Source organism: Nocardia sp. NPDC051463, assembly GCF_040681975.1.
In the GTDB taxonomy this organism is placed as follows: domain Bacteria; phylum Actinomycetota; class Actinomycetes; order Mycobacteriales; family Mycobacteriaceae; genus Nocardia.
In genome coordinates, this window is the sequence record NZ_JBFBAB010000001.1 from 297,265 (window position 1) to 314,432 (window position 17,168).

The 17,168-nt window shown below is 65.8% G+C and carries 17 protein-coding genes and 1 pseudogene; 9 read left to right on the forward strand and 9 right to left on the reverse strand.

Going from position 1 to position 17,168, the window contains the following annotated elements:
* The first annotated feature begins 39 nt into the window (after positions 1-39).
* Positions 40-372, forward strand: a complete 333-nt coding sequence (locus tag AB0M74_RS01310; RefSeq protein WP_364900308.1) for a tetratricopeptide repeat protein — start codon at positions 40-42, stop codon at positions 370-372.
* Positions 373-488: 116 nt separating this feature from the next.
* Here the strand turns inward: AB0M74_RS01310 and AB0M74_RS01315 are convergent, their stop codons facing one another.
* Both AB0M74_RS01315 and AB0M74_RS01320 read right to left on the reverse strand, forming a co-directional pair.
* Positions 489-986 carry an HAD domain-containing protein gene (locus tag AB0M74_RS01315; protein ID WP_364900310.1) on the reverse strand — a complete coding sequence of 166 codons (498 nt, stop codon included), beginning with the start codon at positions 984-986 and terminating at the stop codon, positions 489-491.
* Complete coding sequence (locus tag AB0M74_RS01320; RefSeq protein WP_364900312.1) at positions 983-2,236, reverse strand: IS256 family transposase; 1,254 nt, start codon at positions 2,234-2,236, stop codon at positions 983-985. Before AB0M74_RS01320 ends, AB0M74_RS01315 begins: the two co-directional genes overlap by 4 nt.
* Positions 2,237-2,618: 382 nt before the next feature.
* Here AB0M74_RS01320 and AB0M74_RS01325 point away from each other — a divergent pair, with 382 nt between their 5' ends.
* Entirely contained in the window at positions 2,619-3,272 is a 654-nt protein-coding gene (locus tag AB0M74_RS01325) for a hypothetical protein (protein ID WP_364900314.1), read from the forward strand.
* Between the two features lie 644 nt (positions 3,273-3,916).
* Here AB0M74_RS01325 and AB0M74_RS01330 read toward each other — a convergent pair.
* On the reverse strand, positions 3,917-4,312 hold the full coding sequence (locus tag AB0M74_RS01330; protein ID WP_364900316.1) for a carboxymuconolactone decarboxylase family protein: 396 nt from the start codon (positions 4,310-4,312) through the stop codon (positions 3,917-3,919).
* A 153-nt stretch (positions 4,313-4,465) separates the two neighbouring features.
* Here AB0M74_RS01330 and AB0M74_RS01335 point away from each other — a divergent pair, with 153 nt between their 5' ends.
* Positions 4,466-4,726, forward strand: a complete 261-nt coding sequence (locus tag AB0M74_RS01335) for a metal-sensitive transcriptional regulator (RefSeq protein ID WP_364900318.1) — start codon at positions 4,466-4,468, stop codon at positions 4,724-4,726.
* Positions 4,727-5,181: 455 nt separating this feature from the next.
* Here AB0M74_RS01335 and AB0M74_RS01340 read toward each other — a convergent pair whose 3' ends face one another.
* The 3 genes and pseudogenes from AB0M74_RS01340 to AB0M74_RS01350 form a co-directional block, all read right to left on the reverse strand.
* Positions 5,182-5,868, reverse strand: coding sequence for a sigma 54 modulation/S30EA ribosomal C-terminal domain-containing protein (locus AB0M74_RS01340; protein ID WP_364900320.1), 687 nt, complete (start codon positions 5,866-5,868; stop codon positions 5,182-5,184).
* 228 nt (positions 5,869-6,096) lie between these two features.
* Positions 6,097-6,249 carry a hypothetical protein gene (locus AB0M74_RS01345; protein WP_364900322.1) on the reverse strand — a complete coding sequence of 51 codons (153 nt, stop codon included), beginning with the start codon at positions 6,247-6,249 and terminating at the stop codon, positions 6,097-6,099.
* Positions 6,250-6,366: 117 nt separating this feature from the next.
* Positions 6,367-7,002, reverse strand: a pseudogene (locus AB0M74_RS01350) (DUF4389 domain-containing protein); the annotation flags it as partial.
* Positions 7,003-7,128: 126 nt separating this feature from the next.
* Here AB0M74_RS01350 and AB0M74_RS01355 point away from each other — a divergent pair.
* The 3 genes from AB0M74_RS01355 to AB0M74_RS01365 all read left to right on the forward strand — a co-directional run bounded on the left by AB0M74_RS01355 (position 7,129) and on the right by AB0M74_RS01365 (position 8,786).
* On the forward strand, positions 7,129-7,377 hold the full coding sequence (locus AB0M74_RS01355) for a hypothetical protein (protein ID WP_364900324.1): 249 nt from the start codon (positions 7,129-7,131) through the stop codon (positions 7,375-7,377).
* Positions 7,374-7,658: an SHOCT domain-containing protein gene (locus AB0M74_RS01360; RefSeq protein WP_364900325.1), complete on the forward strand. Its 285-nt coding sequence runs from the start codon at positions 7,374-7,376 to the stop codon at positions 7,656-7,658. The genes AB0M74_RS01355 and AB0M74_RS01360 overlap by 4 nt, the downstream gene beginning before the upstream one ends.
* Positions 7,659-7,784: 126 nt before the next feature.
* Positions 7,785-8,786, forward strand: coding sequence for a hypothetical protein (locus AB0M74_RS01365; RefSeq protein ID WP_364900326.1), 1,002 nt, complete (start codon positions 7,785-7,787; stop codon positions 8,784-8,786).
* A gap of 153 nt (positions 8,787-8,939) precedes the next feature.
* Here the strand turns inward: AB0M74_RS01365 and AB0M74_RS01370 are convergent, their stop codons facing one another.
* The 3 genes from AB0M74_RS01370 to AB0M74_RS01380 all read right to left on the reverse strand — a co-directional run bounded on the left by AB0M74_RS01370 (position 8,940) and on the right by AB0M74_RS01380 (position 12,134).
* A complete protein-coding gene (locus AB0M74_RS01370) occupies positions 8,940-9,734 on the reverse strand; it encodes an ABC transporter permease subunit (RefSeq protein WP_364900328.1) in 795 nt (264 codons plus the stop codon).
* 4 nt (positions 9,735-9,738) lie between these two features.
* Complete coding sequence (locus AB0M74_RS01375; protein WP_364900330.1) at positions 9,739-10,620, reverse strand: ABC transporter ATP-binding protein; 882 nt, start codon at positions 10,618-10,620, stop codon at positions 9,739-9,741.
* 167 nt (positions 10,621-10,787) lie between these two features.
* A complete protein-coding gene (locus AB0M74_RS01380) occupies positions 10,788-12,134 on the reverse strand; it encodes a wax ester/triacylglycerol synthase family O-acyltransferase (protein ID WP_364900332.1) in 1,347 nt (448 codons plus the stop codon).
* Positions 12,135-12,503: 369 nt separating this feature from the next.
* Here AB0M74_RS01380 and AB0M74_RS01385 point away from each other — a divergent pair, with 369 nt between their 5' ends.
* The 3 genes from AB0M74_RS01385 to ppsA all read left to right on the forward strand — a co-directional run bounded on the left by AB0M74_RS01385 (position 12,504) and on the right by ppsA (position 17,167).
* Positions 12,504-13,433, forward strand: a complete 930-nt coding sequence (locus tag AB0M74_RS01385; protein ID WP_364900333.1) for a universal stress protein — start codon at positions 12,504-12,506, stop codon at positions 13,431-13,433.
* 424 nt (positions 13,434-13,857) lie between these two features.
* Positions 13,858-14,523, forward strand: a complete 666-nt coding sequence (locus AB0M74_RS01390; RefSeq protein ID WP_364900335.1) for a DUF2267 domain-containing protein — start codon at positions 13,858-13,860, stop codon at positions 14,521-14,523.
* 358 nt (positions 14,524-14,881) lie between these two features.
* Complete coding sequence (gene ppsA / locus AB0M74_RS01395; RefSeq protein WP_364901896.1) at positions 14,882-17,167, forward strand: phosphoenolpyruvate synthase; 2,286 nt, start codon at positions 14,882-14,884, stop codon at positions 17,165-17,167.
* Position 17,168: the final 1 nt, after the last annotated feature.

Genomic DNA, 17,168 nt, shown 5'->3' on the forward strand with positions numbered 1-17,168 from the left:
GTACGCATCCTCGGTGCCGATCACGAGGAGACGCTGATCATGCTTTCCAACCTGGCCACCTCCCGCGCCCTCATGGGTAACTACACCGGAGCCGTCGCCGATTACCAGCAGGTGTACGACGGGCGGGCACGCGTGCTTGGACCCGACAACCCGGACACACTGCGAACACTGGACATGCTGGCCGACACCCGGGCATCGGCCGGCGACCACGAGGGCGCCGCCGCTGACTTCAAGCAACTACTCGACACGCGCAACCGAGTACTCGGCCCGGAGCATGAGGAGACCCTGCGGACCCGCGGTGACCTCATCCACCAACAGAGCCTGCTGATCACAGCTCAACAGCAGACGTTAGACCAGGTAATCGACAACTAGCCTGTCCAGAAAACCTGTGAGGCGCGATGGCACGATCAGTGCTCGACCCGCTGACCAGCGATACGACAGATCACCCGAGAAGGAGCAATTGTCAAATCCTGTGGATCATGGGTGGCTCATGCTGCTCGCAGCCATTGATCGAGGGCTGTGAAGTCTTCGTCGGTGAGTCCTTGGGACGGCGTGACGTAGTGGAGGAGGACTCGCCCGCGATGATGCGCGGACACCCAGTCCCGATCGGCGTCGGTGATCTCGTCGTCGACCCAGACGAACGGGCGTCCGTCCGCCCAGTCCACCAGGGTCCGGGTCTTCCAGCAGAGCCCGAACCACCTGTCCTCGCGTTCATGCTTGTCGGATGACTCCGGCCAGTTCACGACCGGCAGCTGTGACAGCCCGATCCGCGGTGCTATCTCGGCGTTGGCTTCGTCTTCCCAAGTTGTGGCCCAAACTAGTTCACACGGCAGCGCCGCCAGCCGATGCCCCACTTCGGGACTGAGCCGCGATAAGTGTGATGCCGATGCAACGCCTTGCCGTTGGCGCTGCGGGTTCTCACCGAACGGAAGAAGCGGTCCGTCGACATCAAGGAAGAGTAGCGGGCGCTCCGCGCGATTGGTCATGCTGCGGTGACCTCCTCGCGCTCGACGTGGATGCCGCGCTCGAAGCGGGCTCCGGCACGCACGAGGGCGACAAGGTGTGGCGCGTTGACCGCGCGCCAGCGCTCCTGGGCCGACTCGATGAGCTTGAACGTCATCGCCACGGCGGCCGCGCGGGATCCGGCACCGCGGGTGACCTTGGTGCGCAGCCGGACGGTGGAGAACGTCGACTCGATCGGGTTCGTGGTGCGCAGGTGAATCCAGTGCTCGGCCGGGTAGTCGTAGAACGCCAGCAGCACGTCCTCGTCGTCGGCGATCTTCTTGACGGCCTTGGGGAACTTCGCTCCGTATTGCCGCTCGAAGGTCCTGATGGCTTTGGCTGCCTGGGCTTTGTCCTCGGCGTTGTAGATGTCTGCGATCGCGGCCTTGGCGGCCGGCTGCGCCGACTTCGGCATGGAATCCAAGACATTCGCGGTTTTGTGAACCCAGCAGCGCTGCTCCTTGGTCTCGGGAAACACCTCCCGGAGCGCCTTCCAGAAGCCCAGCGCCCCGTCGCCGACGGCGAGATGCGGGGCGCGCATCCCGCGCCGGGCGCAGTCGCGCAGCAGGTTCGCCCACGACTCGGAGGACTCCCGGTAGCCCTCGTCCATAGCTATCAGCTCTTTGCTGCCGTCGGCCCGGACGCCGACCAGGACCAGCACGCACGCCTTGGCCTGGTCCAGTCGTACCTTCAGGTGCACGCCGTCGGCCCAGACGTACACGAAGTCCGTCATCGACAGGTCCCGCTTCTGGAACGCCCTGTGGTCGTCAGTCCATTGTGAGGTGAGCCGGGACACGGTCGCCGACGACAGCCCGGCGGTCGAGCCGAGGAACTGCTCCAGGGCAGGGACGAAGTCGCCGGTGGACAGCCCGTGCAGGTAGAGCAGCGGCAGCACCTCGGAGATCTTCGGGGTCTTGCGTGCCCATGGCGGCAGGATCGCCGAGGAGAACCGTTTCCGCTCGCCGGTCTCGGCATCGACGCGCTTGTCGTTGACCCGCGGGGCCTTGACCTCGATCGCCCCGGCGCCGGTCACGATGTGTCGCGGCTGGTGGGACCCGTTGCGCACGACCAGACGACGGCCGTCGGCGTCGCGCTGGTCGGCCAGTTCGGCCAGGTAGGTGTCGACCTCGGCCTCCAGCGCGGCGGCCAGCATGCGCCGGGCGCCCTCTCGGACGATCTCGTCGATCAGCGATCCGTTCGGCGTCGTGCCGTCGGCATTGACTACGGTAAGCATGGGCGTGCCCTCCCGGCCGACGCGCCAACGTCGGCCTACTCAGTGACCTTCGAATCGATCACTCGGGAGGGTATGCCCCCGAGCCGATCCACAGGTTCTGAGCATTGCTCCCCGAGAAGCACGGTAGATCAGATGAGAAATACCAACTCAGGTACCGGTCCTGACCGAATCGCTACTGAGATCTCAACTCGCCTGGCTGGTGGAGGGTAGACATTCGAGGCGTAGGCCATTCCTCCTTGTGCGTCCCCCATCTGGGAGCTGGCCATGCTGGCGACCTCCCACATCCGGCCCCCCGTGGCATCCAATTGCGCTGGGCGGCAGGCACGGTAGGGTCTGCCGTGTCATTCGGGGAAGCCTCAGCCCCGACGCGTATCGAATGGTTGTGACGATCTTGATGGATGCACGGGGGCTGAGCGTAGTCGCGGTGAGCGTGGCGGTTGTGGCGGGTGGGCTGACGGGATGCGGGTCCGAGGCTGAGCCGGTGGAGGCACCGCTGTTCAGCGGCATGTCCGATTCCTGCGCAAAACTGGCGGCACCGGCCATGGACGCCATCCGGCAGTCCACTGGCAAACTCTGGAGCGCGGACGTCGCGTTCGAGGACGAGGGCAACCTGCCCGCTTCGGAGCCTGGTCAGTCGATAAAGGTCTGTGGCGCGTTGTATCTGGCCCCGCCCACACCCGTCGGGACCCGGTTGATCACTGCGGCGGAACGCCGCTTCATCACCTTGACGTTCTCGCTCCATTCCGACGATCATGCGGTCGCCTCCGCCAAGCACCAATTGGATTTCGTCCGCGACCAGGTCAAAGGCCGCACCACCTATAGCCTCGGCGACGAATCACTCGAAGGTGCTAACGGAAGCCCCAAGGTCACCCGCGCCATCACCGCCTTCCGCAAAAGCAACGCGGTTGTCGACGTGGCCGTTTCCGGATTGGACAGTTCCGGCAAGGACGTGGAAGTTTCCGAACTCGAGCCCGGATCACGCACGATCGCAAGGGCATTGGCCGACAACATTGGCGCTGCCCTCAAACTCAAATAGACCTCCGCCGAGCCATTCACTCGGCACGGCCCTGCAGTTGCGCCACCGGGCGAAGTCGACAACTGTCGAGGTTGGGCGGGTCTCGAAAGCCCACCATTCCAGCGCGCTCATCGGCGTAGGCGCGCAAAAGACATACCGAGTCCACGTCATCGAAAACTCGACTGACCAGCGAGACCTCAACATCCAAGTGAAACCGGCGGATATCCGACACAAGATCCATTCTCACCGATTGCCGGATCGCCGCTCGAACGAGCGATAGCCCGACTGTTCAGGCTGTGGTGGTCAGTGCGCGGTGCGGAGGGCGGCCGCCACCTGGGTTGAATCGAGCGGGTTGTTCAGACCCCAGTGACAAACCGCTCGCGTTCGTCGGGGCGATATCCCTATCTTCTAGACGACGTCGTCGCACATCGTACGCACGGTCGTGCGCAGTTTCGCATTCACCGCATCGCCGGCTTTCTATCGGCCGAGAAGTCGGTGCAGCCAGCCATTGTCGTCAGTGTTCGGATGGCCGGGGCACCATTGCTCGGCGGGAACGACGGCCTTGACCTGCGCGACGTGCCGACCGCAGCCGGACCATGTTGTTTTGCCACAGGATTTGCAGCGGGCGGGGCTACACATTGTGGGTGCCTTTCGGTGATCGACGGTCATACGGGAGTTACGTCGGCGTCGACGGCGTCGGCGAATTCACAGAACGCTTCGTAGGCGCGGGCGCCGTGGATGGTGGCCGGGCCGCCGTGCATGAGGAAGGTAACGCCGATGGCTTCAGCAGCTTCCTGGCGGGTGGCCCCGGCGCGGGCGGCGGCTTGCCCGTGCGAGGCAATGCAGCCGTCGCAGCCCTCGACCACACCGATCGCCAGGGCGATCAGCTCCTTCGTCTTGCGGTCGAGCGCACCGGGCGCGAAGGCGGCCTTGCTCAGTTCGCCGAAGCCCCGGTAGACCTCGGGGATCGCGCGGCGTAGTTCACGGTGCTGGGGTGAGAGTTCGCGGAGAACCTCGGTGCCGTAACGGGAGGCGTGGGCGTGCTGGACAAGTGATGACATCGGATTCCTTTCGTGTCCGCTGCGGGGCTCGGGGGTTCTGCCTCGCCACTGCATCCCCCCGGGGGGATACACTCTCGACGGTAGCATCCCCCTGGGGGGATATACAATCGGTAAGTGCGGCCCGCGACAGGCCGACCAGACGAAGGAGGCACCGTGCGACTCGAGCCCGCTGACGTGAAGGCCGTGATCACCCGCATGAAGCGGGCACACGGACACCTCGCCACCGTCATCCGCATGATGGAAGACGGGGCCGAATGCGAGGATGTCCTCATCCAACTCGCCGCGGTCAACAAGGCACTCAGCCGCAGCGGATACGCACTGGTGGCCACCGGACTTCAGCACTGCCTGACCACCGGCGGCCCGGACAGCGTCGACACGAAGAAGATGGAGAAACTCTTCCTCTCGCTCGCCTGATACGCGGCAAGGTGCCCTCACCCACGTCCGGGTGTAGTGGCGAGTGTGTGTCGAACCTCGGTCATATCAACCGCGCGGGCCTGTTCCGGCCGGTCTCTTGCTTCCGGACGGACTTCATCGATGGGCGCATACTGTCGTCGTCTCGGCATCGCCACGCCTGCAAGCCGCCAGAGTGCCGAAATGAATATCATCCCAGGGACATTGGACCCTTATCGACCGCCGCTCCGTACCGCGCGGATGGACATGGCGCCACATCCAGGCACTGAGATCATAGGCACTCGCCGGCGCCTGGGGCTCAGCCCCACGCATCCGGGGAACACGAGGTAAGAGCCACGGACATGGTGCAGAATCGGGGTACCCCGCGCGCGGGCAGCAAATCCGTGCTCAATGCTCCGAACACCACGGGCTCATCGGCGGCACACGAATCTCGCCGTCGGCAGGGACAACTCATCGACTCACGTGGTAGTCGCCTGCTCGGCGGCAACCGGGGCAACCAGCCCCAAGTCCGCGTCGTAGCGGCGATACAGGAGGTGTCCGCGACCGTCGCCGGGGTCGGTGAAGAGAAGGAACGGCAGCCCGGCGTCGCAAAGCCGGTCGACGGCCTGAGCCTCGGACAGCTCTGGGGCGAGGACAGCATCGACGGTCACCGACGACGCGGCTGACGGATCATGGAGTCGCTGTCGGGCGAACCGGATTGCGGAAGGCCCGCTTCGGTAGACGATCGCGTCGGCACCAGTGGCCGCATCAGTGAACAGGTGCGCATCATAGTCCATCGCGTCCATTACCGACACGGCCGTGGCGGGCGCGGCCATCAGTAGTGTGAAATGCTTGCGGCGAATGATCACCCCCGCACCGGACGAAGCGAGTGGCGGCCGCGTCGGATCCGGCCCGAGCGAAGTTTGCCGGCCGGTCGACAACCGTCTGATCAGCTCCTCCAATCGCACTACTGCGGGCAACACCACGCCCGCACCCGGCGTCAACGTTTGGATGCGCGCAGGAGTGCCGCGCACCCGTAGGTTCACTTGCACCAGCAGTGGTCCGTTTGCGCAGTTCGCGCCGGCGATCTTCACTCGGGCACCGCCCTCGATCGCGTACCTTGCCAGCAACCGACCGACCGCGCCCGCCACACGTTCGATCTCCAAGTCGGGAACGCGACCGCGCGGAAATACGATGACGCCTGGAAACACCGGGGTCGACCACCCTGCGGACGAACACATGACGATTTGACCTCGTTCTTCGATTTCCTCGTCTGGCACTCACACCTGATGTCGATGCAAACATCAAGTGCACCAACCACATCAGTGCCGAAAGACCCTTGACGTGAGGACCATCGACCGGAGTTCTCCTGCCGGCCGATTCGAGCCGCCGAACTACACCAGCGACAGCAGCACCAGCGGCGCCGCCCGGGCGACCGCGCAGTACCGGCGCAGCGCGCCGATCCGGTACATCGTCTGGAGGGTGAACCAGTAGACGAAGCCGACAGCGCACCCGGCGGTCAGCCACACACCTCGGCCCGAATCCACTGCCGGACACCAGAACAGGACACGCTACGCGCCGTGCGCACCAGACTCCGTGACGACGAAGCGTTTCACTCTGCGACATGACCCTTCGGTGGCCGTTGTGGAGGTGTCGTTCCGAGGTCACGCCACGGTGACATCGACGATGTCGCGTGGCCCCTGATCGAGCCGGAAGGGTGGGTACTCATCGCGCATCAGCGCCGCGTACGCCAGCACGCGGTACAGCCAGCGGTTGATGCCGATCACGAAATCGAACAATTTGGGCGGGTACTTCGCCGTGAACAGCAGAATCACCGCCGCAATCAGCACCAGCACACCGAGTAGCGGCACCGTGCCGCCGCCTTTGCCATTGTCGTCGCCCAAGTTCACCCCACCACCGGTCATGGCGAGCACGACCAGGTACTGCGGGATCGCGAGCAGCCACCACTTCAGCAGGACCAGACCACGCGATAGCTGTTCGGGATAGTCGACCTGGAAGTCGGCCGGATAGTTGGTGGGGCGCAGCGTGAACGGCGGATACCGATCGGTGCCGAGCGCGGCGTGCGAATAGAACTGCACCCGCCACGTCCAGCGGATCACCCCGACGTTGAAGTCGAAGAGCACCCTCGGATAGCGCCTGGTGAACAGGATGGCGAATCCGGCGACCATAGTCAGCACCACGAAGGCGATCCAGAGAAAGAACAGCATGATGTAGTGCGGAATCGCCAGCAGCCATTTCACCAGCCACAGCCAGCGTGATAGCGGTTCGTCGAGGTCTCCGCGAAGGTGGACAGGATAGGGATTCTTCTCGCCAGGAGTCACGATCGGCGCTCCTTGTCGCTCGTGTACTTCGACTGTGACATCGCTCCGATTCCCAACGGGAGGGGCCGAAAGTCACAGGCACAGGTGCCAATTCCCCTATTCGGTGATCGGGTCATCCCGCCGCCGGAGGTGACGATCGTCGGATTCGGCACCGCCGCCGAACGTCCCTGCGCCGACGGCGTCGATCTGTCTGCCGCGATGGCTGACCATCGGCCCCGCCAACAGGGCGTTTATCCCCTGCTGTCCTGCTCTGCCGCGGCGCATCCTGGAATCGGCTACAGCAGAGGTTCGGGCGCCGCACCCGACCCACGTCGAGGAGAAGGCAAGCAATGATGTTCTGGTACGACCACGGTTTGAGCGGTTGGGGCTACGCCTGGATGAGTATCTGGATGGTGGTGTTCTGGGGACTGCTGATCGCGGGTTTCGTGATGCTGGTGAAGTTCGCGTCGCAGCCGCATGACAGTCGGCCCTCGACCCCGGAATCCATTACCGCGGAACAACTTCTCGCTGCGCGGTTCGCCCGCGGCGAGATCGACCGAGACGAGTACGTCAGCCGGTTGGAGACCTTGCGTGGACACGGCACCAACACGACCCACCAGGCGACCAACAGCTGACCACCGATCCAGGTAACCACCCGCGTGCCGCGCCGCGCCCCGAGCCGCCGCCCAGGTGACCATCGACCCTCGAGAATAGGCGTAAGGCCCGTACCGAGCGGCCGTCGTGAAGACGACGCTTGCATCATGACCAGCACCGGTGTTCCTTCCGCGCCCGCCGTACCGGACCATCCAGCCATACTGGCGGCGCTGCGACTCGCCAGTCGGGCCCCGTCCGTGCACAACACACAGCCGTGGCGCTGGGTTTTCGACGGGGTCCGGCTGAATCTGTACCGTGATCCCGACCGACAGCTGACCGCCGCCGATCCGCTGAGCCGCCAGCTCGTGATCAGCTGTGGCGCGATGCTGCACCACGTCCGCACCGCCTTGGCTGCCCAAGGCTGGCACACCGATACGGTGCGACTGCCCGAGCCCACGCGGCCCGAATATCTCGCGGCACTCGACTTCCGGCCGTGGCCCGATCCGCCCGAGGGCATCCGCGCCCGCGCTCGCGCCATCGAACGCCGTCGCACCGATCGACTCCCGATGGGCGAACCGCACGATTGGCCCCAGCTCGTGCACGCCGCGCGCATGCTGGTGACGCCGCATGAACTCGAATTCGACGTGCTCGACGACAGCGCCAGCCCACAGTTGGCGGCGGCGTCCGAGCAGACCAAGGCGCTGCGTCGATACGACATGAGCTACCAGACCGAGTTGCACTGGTGGGCGGGGCATGCCGACACCCCCGAAGGTGTCCCTACGAGTTCACTCGTCTCCGATGAGGAATTCTCGCGCGTGAGCGTGGGACGCACCTTCCCCTCCGCGCCGCATTCGATGCGCCGCGCCGAGATGGAGGACAAGGCCCGGCTGTTGGTGCTGAGTTCGCCCGGCGAGTCGATCCCACAGTGGCTGCACACCGGTGAGGCGCTATCGGCGGTCCTGCTCGAATGCACCGCAATCGGACTGTCCACCTGCGCGCTGACGCACGTCACCGAACTTCCCGCGACCCGAAAGATCCTCGCGGGCATGCTCACTCACCCCGGAGTGCCGCAGGTCGTCATCCGGGTCGGCACCGCCCCGGAGGCGGACGACCAGCCGCCGACACCGCGGCGACCGCTATCGGACATCCTCGAAATCACCCGGCCCTGAACTACGCTGGGCCCGTCCTCGACCGACCCACTTCTTCACGTACCCGACTCCGGTCCACCCATGCCACCACAATTCACCCGCAGACAGAGCCGAATATCCTCGACCGGCACGGACCTCGTGCCCGATGTGCCGGTCGGTTCGTTCGGCCGCGGATCAGACGGCGACGATATCCCGCCGGTTGAATACGGGCAGTGCCGCCAGCAGCACCACGGAACCGGACAGCACCAACCACGCATAGGCCGCCGGGAGACCCGCACCGAGCGGACCGTCCTCGATCGCCTGATCGAACGGCGAGAGCGGCCCCCATGGCCGTACGCTCTCGACGATCTTGCTCGCGACATACAGTACGTAGGCGGCGACGGCGAACACCGATGCGGTGCCGAGCGCGACAATCCGTCGTCCCGTCGCCGCGCCGACCGCCAGAGCGAGCCAACCGAATTCAATACCCAGCAGCACCATTGCCAACGAGCCGGTCAGCGCGGCCCCGGTCGAGATGCCGAGTCCGAACAGCGCCGAGCACGCGATGATCGAGCCGCACAACACCGCCCCGAGCACGACCACCACCGTGGCGAGGACCGCCGCCTGTTGGACTGCCAGGCGAACCGGAGAGAGGCGGGTGATCAGAAGTACCTCCAGCGTGCCGCTCTGTTCTTCCCCCGCAACCGCCTTCGCACCGCGTCCGATGGCGAAGACGAGAAAGAGGATCGGCAGCAGCATGCTGAACAGTTCCGCGTTCAGAAAGCCCGTGCCGGTGACGAATTGGTCCATATTGAACAGCTTGCGTAGCGGTTCCGGATAGCTGTTCAGGAAGTCCCGCAGCCCTGCCATATCCGAAATCGATGGCCACAGCGCCGATTCCAGCAGGACGAGCGCGATGATGCCGATACTCCAGCCGAGCAGTCCACGGCGCTGATCGCGCAAGCTCTTCAGGTATACATTGCGCAGCATCGCTTCACGCCTGTCCGTAGTACGAGAGGAAGATTTCTTCCAGGTCGGGTTCCCTGCTGATGATGTCGACCACGCCGTATGGTGCGATCGCCTTCAACAGTTCCGCGGTCGACCCCGCCAGTTCGATATGGACGGCGGTGCCATTGCGCCGGACCTCTCGCACGCCCTCGATCCGCCGCAGCGCGTCCAGGTCCGGAACCTTCCCGGCGAAGCGCAGGTCGATCCGGTGCGAAGCCGCACTGGTCAGCTCGGTGACCGACCGGACCTCGATCAGCCGCCCCCGACGCAACATCCCGACCGTGTCGGCGACCGCTTGCACCTCCGAAAGCACGTGGGAGGAAAGGAAAACCGTGCGGCCCGCATCGCGGGCCTCGCGGACCATGGCAAGGAATTCGCGCTGTACCAGCGGATCCAGTCCGGTTGTCGGCTCGTCCAGAACGAGTAGGTCCGGTTCGGACATGAAGGCCTGCACGATGCCGACCTTCTGCCGGTTGCCGTGTGACATCGCACCGATGCGGTCGGTGACATCCAGGTCGAGGCGCTTCGCCAGCACAGTGCGGACGCTGTGATCGACGCCGCCGCGCAGATTGGCCACATACCTCAGATATTGGTCCGCGGTCATATCCGGGTAGGCGACGAATTGGCCCGGCAGATATCCGATGTGGCGTTGCGCGATCTCGCGATCGCGCACCGTATCCGCACCACAGACGCTGGCCGATCCGCTGGTCGGCCGCATGAGGCCGACGAGGATTCGAATCGTCGTCGTTTTGCCCGCACCGTTGGGACCCAGATAGCCGAAGACGACTCCGGCGGGAACCTGCAGTGTCACCGCGGACAACGCCGGCTTGTCGCCATAGGACTTGCTCAGCCGATCCATTCGGATCATCGACGGCACCTCTCTGTCGCGGCTGTTGGACGACCACCGCGGCGGTCCAGTCCGTAGCATCGGGTAGGGCCGGCCCCGCTGCGGTGGTCGGTACTTCGACTATCCGCCAGGAGATGCCCGCCATCACAGAGTCCGGTGGCCCGACCGCCGGGGCATATGGTCCTCTCTCAGGCCGGATGCGCCGCGTCGCGGGCGCGTTCGAGCAGGCGGTCGGTGGCCTCCTCGATGGCGGCGGCCAGCACCTCGATATCGGGTGTGGTGTCGTAGTCGCCGGTGATGCCGTACATCAGTTGGTCGCAGTAGCTGAGGATGCCGACGCCGGTGCGCAGACGCATCGCGATAGGGACATAGGCCAGGATCTCCAGCACCTCTCGGCCGTGCAGATACAGGCGGCGTTTCGGGCCGGGCACATTCGTCGCCAGACCCGCGATGCTGTGCTGCGGGAACCGGGAGGCGAGCCGGACTGCCCAGGCCACCGATGCGAAGGGCAGCAATCCGGCCAGCGTAATGAACGAGTTCGCGGCCGAGGCCTCGCCGCCTTGCTTATGGTGCGCCATCTGTGTGTGCACCGCGGTCAACTGATCCACCGGATCGGCCAGTTGGACGGGCAAGAGCGGAAGCATCACCGAAACGCGGTTGTCGAGCACGTTTTTCGCATTCGCGGCGCGTGTCGACACCGGGGCGAGAATCCGCAGTCGGTCGGTTTCGGGATCCTCGCCGCGGCGTAGCAGCAGGGTGCGGAACGCGGCGGTGAGGACGGCGAGCGCGACATCGTTCACGGTCACGCCGAAGGTCGCGCCGATTTCCCGGACGGTGCTCAGCGGGGTCCGCGCCGCCGCGTATCGCCGCTGGCGTCCGATCGGACCGTTCAGCGAAGTGTCGGGCGCGGGTCGCACGGCGGCCGCGACCAGCGGAATCGCAGCACGCAAGGTACTCAGCGCGAACCGCGGTGCGTCGAAGGGTAGCCGCAGGCCCTGCACCATCAGGCCGCGCCAGTCGGTTGCTCCATGCGCCTGCGGTTGCGTCGGCGCACGGTCTGTTGCCGCTGATTCGTCGCAGAACCGCTCGAACAACTGGATTCCCGATATGCCGTCGACCATGCTGTGGTGCGCCTTCACGATCATTGCCCAGCGGTCGTTCGCGAGATGTTCGATGATGACGCATTGCCACAACGGATGGTCGCGGTCGAGTCGCTCCTCCATGACCGTCGCCACCAGTTCGAACAGTGCCGCGTCATCACCGGGCTCCGGGAGCGCCATCCATCGAATGTGGTGCGCCAAATCGAATTCGCGATCATCCACCCAGACCGGCGCGGCGAGATCCCAGGGCCTCCTGCGCACTTTTTGCCTCAGCCGCGTATCCACTGCCAGCCGCCTCGCCAGTTCCCCGGCGAACTCCGCGCGCGTCGGCGGCGAGCCCGCGACGATCGCCACGGCCCCTATCCCGATACTCACGTGCCGATCGGTGTCCTCTAGTTCCATGAATCCCGAGTCCAACGGGCCCAATTCGGTCATCGCAGCCGGTCCATCTCGACGGCGTGGACGCCGTGACCGGGGTCGGCCACGGCCGCTACCACTGCCTCATCGTCTCGCGCCGGACTACCCATGCGGCAGATGCGAAAGGTCACCAGCGGTGATGACGTTGGGCCCGTCCGTGGCCTACTTCGAGGCCGAGGAATCGGATTTCGGGAATGCCGCCAGCACCACCGGACAGGGCGGCCAGAAGCCCACATTGGCAATGCCGACGGTCATCCCCAGATCCGGTCATGGACTGTCGGGGCACCCATCGTCCCTCCGATCGAGGACCAATGCACGCAGTCCGGTGTCCCCCCGTTTTCTACCGTTCGAGTCACCGAATTGTCGAAATTCGAAGGGGAATTTGTCATGGCCGTTCAGCACGAGAATCCGCACCACCTGGCATCGGCAGCAGTCGTGGTCGGTACCGACGGCTCGGGAACCGCCGACCTCGCTGTCCGCTGGGCCGCGGCAACCGCTGCCCAGCGCGGACGGCGATTACATATCGTGCACGCCCTCGATCTCGCCGCTACCCGTTCGCTCCTCGGCGCCTACGACGTGATGGTGCCCACGGTCGGCGACAGAATGCGCGCGCGCGGCGAGCAGGTCCTCGCCTCGGCTCAGCGGCTGGCCAGCGACATCGACCTGAATCTGCAGATAACTACTGAACTTTCCGAAGCGGATCCGGCGAAATTGCTGATCGCGCTGTCCGAAAGCGCCCATCTCGTCGCCATCGGCGCCACGCCAGGTGTCGGCACCCTCGCCCACTTCGGGTCGACCCTGCTCGCGGTCACCAGCCACGGACACGGCCGCATCGTCGTGGTGCGCGACACCGGCAACGGGCAGCGAACCCGCACCACAGGACCGGTCGTGGTCGGTGTCGACGGCAGCCCGGTCGGTGAGGCCGCCATCGCCGCCGCGTTCGCGGAAGCCTCCGAACGCAAGGCCGAACTCGTCGTCATACATGCCTGGAGTGATCTGAACGAGGGCCAGTTCGCTGGTCACCAGTATCTCGAAATCCCCATTGTCGACCTGGAGATCGCCGAGCACGCGCTATTGGCCGAGCGCCTCGCGGGCTGGCAGGGAAAGTATCCGAATGTGATCGTCACCCGGAAGGTCTTCGCTACCGGTCCGCGCGAGCATCTGGCCAAGTGGTCGACATCGGCCCAACTCGTTGTCGTAGGCAGCCGCGGCCGTGGCGGATTCCAGGGCCTCTTACTCGGCTCGACCAGCACTTGGCTGGTGCAGCATGCGCATTGCCCGGTCATGGTGGCGCACCCGGACCGACCCGCGCTATGAGCATCCGATGATTCCACCTGGAGGCGCGCCAAGAATTCGATTCGAGCGCGCTGTCGCTCTCGTGCGCGAAGACAACGGTGCCGATCGGGATCCCGGGCATCCGCAACTGCCGACCAGGTCCATTTTCCCGGAGGGATGTCGACATCGCACGCCAGGCGTCGCGGGCAGAACGATCGACCGGTAACGGTTATCGGAATCCGGCACCGCCGTGCGATGTCGCGGCGCGACGTCCCCAGCGTTAATGCCTGCCTCGGCCCCTGATTGCCGACGACAGTTCCTGGCGAATGGTCGCTAGGTTGGATCAACATCAGGACCATCGTCTCGCCCTCCGGCAACCTTCGGCCCTTGGCCCGAGCCCGTTGTCGTCGCAGGCTGGGTGATGCGCCACCCCGATTCGCACAGGGTGAATTCCAAGGAGGACACCATGCCGCCTTCAGACGATCCGTTCGCGACCGCCCTGCATACCGCGCACGAGTGGGTGCGGGCGGTTGCCGACGGCCTCGACACCGATGACCGCGGCTTCGCCTATCGCGCCCTGCGCGCATGGATGCACACCGTCCGGGATCGGATCAGCGTCACCGGGTCTGCACACCTGTCCGCGCAGCTGCCCGAGGTCCTGCGTGGCGTCTATTACGAGGGCTGGGTGCCGAGCCGTGTGCCGGTGCACCACGGTCTCACCGAATTCGTCACGGATTTCGCCAAGGCCGCGGGTGTCGATCCCGGCGAGGTCGGCCCGGTCGCGGGTGCGGTCACCAGTGCGCTGTCGGACCTGTTCTCCTCTGGCCAGCTGAACCGGGTGTTCGCGGTGCTGCCCATGCCGCTCTACGGGGTGCTGTGCGGCGCCCGCGCCGAACTCGACGAATTGCCCCCTGAACGGACATCGTCCTCCGACGAGCCCGAGGTCGCTCGGCTGGTTCTGCTCGAGTATCGGGTCCGGGCGCTCGGAGATGCTGTCGCCGCGCTCGTCCACGGGCTGGAGCGGCTGCCCACCGACGAATCCGGTAACCGGCGAACCGCTTCGGCGGCGCAAGAGGCCCATCGGATCCTGCTTGCCGAAGGGATCGCCCACACACGCCCGCGGGGGCGTTGAGCCGCCGCCGAGCCCTGTCCAGCGCCATCGCCGGGTGTACGCGCCCACCGGGCGTACCTCCCCGACCGCGGGTTGGGCGCGCAGGAGAGCAAAACCGCTCGCATACTGCTTCGCGTGGCGCCGGCCACCCGTTGCGCCCAAAGGCGTTCCGCTAAGCGGCAGTTCGAGGGACGGAGGACCGATTGTCACTATCTACGAGGACCGAAGACCTCGTTCGGCGTAGTCGCGCATGCCTGATGATTCGCCGGAGCCCAATGCCATATGTGACCGGGACCTTCGGCCGTAGTCACCGGCGTCGGCTCGGAGTGACGCTGAGGACAACCCGATTTCGAACGAGCGCACAGTGATGGGAATCGCGATGGGCGACTATGTGGCCGGATTCGAGGAACTCCGTCTCACCGATGGGGATCGAGCCGGTGGCAAGGGCGCGAACCTCGGCGAACTGGTGGCGGCGCGGCTGCCGGTGCCACCGGGGTTCGCGATCCTGCGGGCATGCTACGAGCAGGTGATCACCGAGGGCCCCGACGGCCGGGAACTGGATCGGCTGCACACCGAGGCACTCGAATCGAGCGCGAACACCTCGCGGGTGGCCGAATTGTGCCGTCAGATGCGCGAACTCGTGCACAAGGCCGTGCTCGACGGAGCTGTCCGCGAGGCGATCCTCACCGCGTATCACGCACTCGGCGACCGGGTTCCGGTGGCGGTCCGCTCCTCCGCGATCGGCGAGGACAGCGCCACCTCTTCCTTCGCCGGGATGAACATTTCCCGCACCAATGTGCACGGCGACACGAAGCTGCTCGAGACCGTAATCGACTGCTGGGCCTCGCTGTTCACCCCGCGCGTGGTCACCTATCGCGCCCGGCGCGGAATGCACGCGCGCCCGGTGATGGCCGTGGTGGTGCAGCGCATGGTGGCCGCACGAACCTCCGGCGTCGCGTTCACCGCCGATCCCGCGACCGGCCGCCGGGACCGGGTGGTGATCGAATCCGCCCGCGGCCAGGGCGAGGTCGTGGTGTCCGGCGCGACCGAACCCGATACCTACCTGTTCGACGCGGTCGGCCCCACTCTGCTCGAAACCCGCACCGGACACCAGACCTACGCGATCGTCGCCGGTCCCGACGGCGACCGGCAGGTGGAACTGACAGGTGACGAGGCGGAACTACCGGCACTCGACGAGAAGCAGGCAACGGCCGTCGCACGGCTCGCGCTGGCCGTTCAGCAACACCACGGCGGCAAACCACAAGACGTGGAGTGGGCCTTCGACGACGAAGCCCTGTGGCTGGTGCAGGCCCGGCCCATCACCACGCTCGCCGACCAGCCCAGCCCCCAGCCGATGTCGACCGCAGTGCCGCAACCCGTATTGGTGCGCGGTCTGGCCGCCGCGCCCGGCATCGCGACCGGCGCCGTCCGCATCCTCTCCTCCCCCGCCCAGGGGTCATCCCTGCGCGACGGTGAGGTTTTGGTGGCGGTGATGACCAATCCGGACTGGCTGCCCACTCTGACTCGTGCCGCCGCCGTAGTCACCGACAGCGGCGGCATGACATGTCACGCCGCCATCGTCGCCCGCGAGCTCGGCGTGCCCTGCATTGTCGGCGCCCGCACCGCGACCACCGCACTCACCGACGGCCTCATTGTCACCGTCGACGGCTCCGCGGGCGAAGTCCGCGCAGGACAACCGGAAACACCTACGACCGCGATCCCGGCCGCCGCACCGGCAGCCAACGCCACCGAATCGACCGCCACCCACGTCTATGTCAATCTCGGGCTTATCGAGGCGGCCGAACGCGCCGCGAAGACCGACGTCGACGGCGTCGGTCTGCTCCGCGCGGAAAACCTGCTGACTCAGGCCCTCGGCGGCAGACACCCCCGCGACCTCATCGCCCGCGGCGAGGAAAAACGGTTCGTCGACACGATGGCCGATTCGCTGCTGCGGATCACCACCGCCTTCGCGCCACGCCCGGTCATCTACCGCGCAACCGACCTGCGCAGCAACGAATTCCGCGAACTCACCGGCGGCACCACCTACGAACCGGTGGAACACAACCCGATGATCGGCTACCGCGGCTGCTACCGCTACATCCGCGAACCCGAAATGTTCAACCTCGAATTGGCCGCGCTGGCCCGAGTCCGCGAACAAACCCCCAACCTGCACTTGATGATCCCCTTCGTCCGCACCCGCTGGGAACTCGAAGCCTGCCTGCGCCTCGTCGACGCCAGCCCCCTCGGCCGCCAGCGCGGCCTGCATCGCTGGGTCATGGCCGAGGTCCCCTCGGTCATCCACTGGCTGCCCGAATACGTCGGTCTCGGCATCGACGGTGTCTCCATAGGCAGCAACGACCTCACCCAGCTGATGCTCGGCGTCGATCGCGACTCCGAACAGTGCGCAGAACTCTTCGACGAATCCGATCCGGCTGTCCTGGACGCCATCGGCCGCATCATCACCACTGCCCGCAACCTCGGCATCACTTCCTCGCTGTGCGGTCAGGCTCCCTCCAACCATCCCGAGTTCGCCGAACGTCTTGTCCGCATGGGCATCACCTCGATCTCCGTCACCCCGGACGCCGCCCCAGCGGCCCGGCGCGCGGTGGCCGTCGCCGAACGCCGCCTATTGCTCGACCAGGCTCTTACGGCAGGATGGGACTGAC

Excerpts from the sequence above, each read along its gene's own strand:
- AB0M74_RS01375 (WP_364900330.1), bottom strand. The coding sequence starts at position 10,620 with ATGATCCGAATGGATCGGCTGAGCAAGTCCTATGGCGACAAGCCGGCG.
- AB0M74_RS01385 (WP_364900333.1), top strand. The coding sequence starts at position 12,504 with ATGGCCGTTCAGCACGAGAATCCGCACCACCTGGCATCGGCAGCAGTC.
- ppsA (WP_364901896.1), top strand. The coding sequence starts at position 14,882 with ATGGGCGACTATGTGGCCGGATTCGAGGAACTCCGTCTCACCGATGGG.
- AB0M74_RS01380 (WP_364900332.1), bottom strand. The coding sequence starts at position 12,134 with ATGACCGAATTGGGCCCGTTGGACTCGGGATTCATGGAACTAGAGGAC.
- AB0M74_RS01365 (WP_364900326.1), top strand. The coding sequence starts at position 7,785 with ATGACCAGCACCGGTGTTCCTTCCGCGCCCGCCGTACCGGACCATCCA.
- AB0M74_RS01360 (WP_364900325.1), top strand. The coding sequence starts at position 7,374 with ATGATGTTCTGGTACGACCACGGTTTGAGCGGTTGGGGCTACGCCTGG.
- AB0M74_RS01310 (WP_364900308.1), top strand. The coding sequence starts at position 40 with ATGCTTTCCAACCTGGCCACCTCCCGCGCCCTCATGGGTAACTACACC.
- AB0M74_RS01315 (WP_364900310.1), bottom strand. The coding sequence starts at position 986 with ATGACCAATCGCGCGGAGCGCCCGCTACTCTTCCTTGATGTCGACGGA.
- AB0M74_RS01390 (WP_364900335.1), top strand. The coding sequence starts at position 13,858 with ATGCCGCCTTCAGACGATCCGTTCGCGACCGCCCTGCATACCGCGCAC.
- AB0M74_RS01370 (WP_364900328.1), bottom strand. The coding sequence starts at position 9,734 with ATGCTGCGCAATGTATACCTGAAGAGCTTGCGCGATCAGCGCCGTGGA.
- AB0M74_RS01320 (WP_364900312.1), bottom strand. The coding sequence starts at position 2,236 with ATGCTTACCGTAGTCAATGCCGACGGCACGACGCCGAACGGATCGCTG.
- AB0M74_RS01330 (WP_364900316.1), bottom strand. The coding sequence starts at position 4,312 with ATGTCATCACTTGTCCAGCACGCCCACGCCTCCCGTTACGGCACCGAG.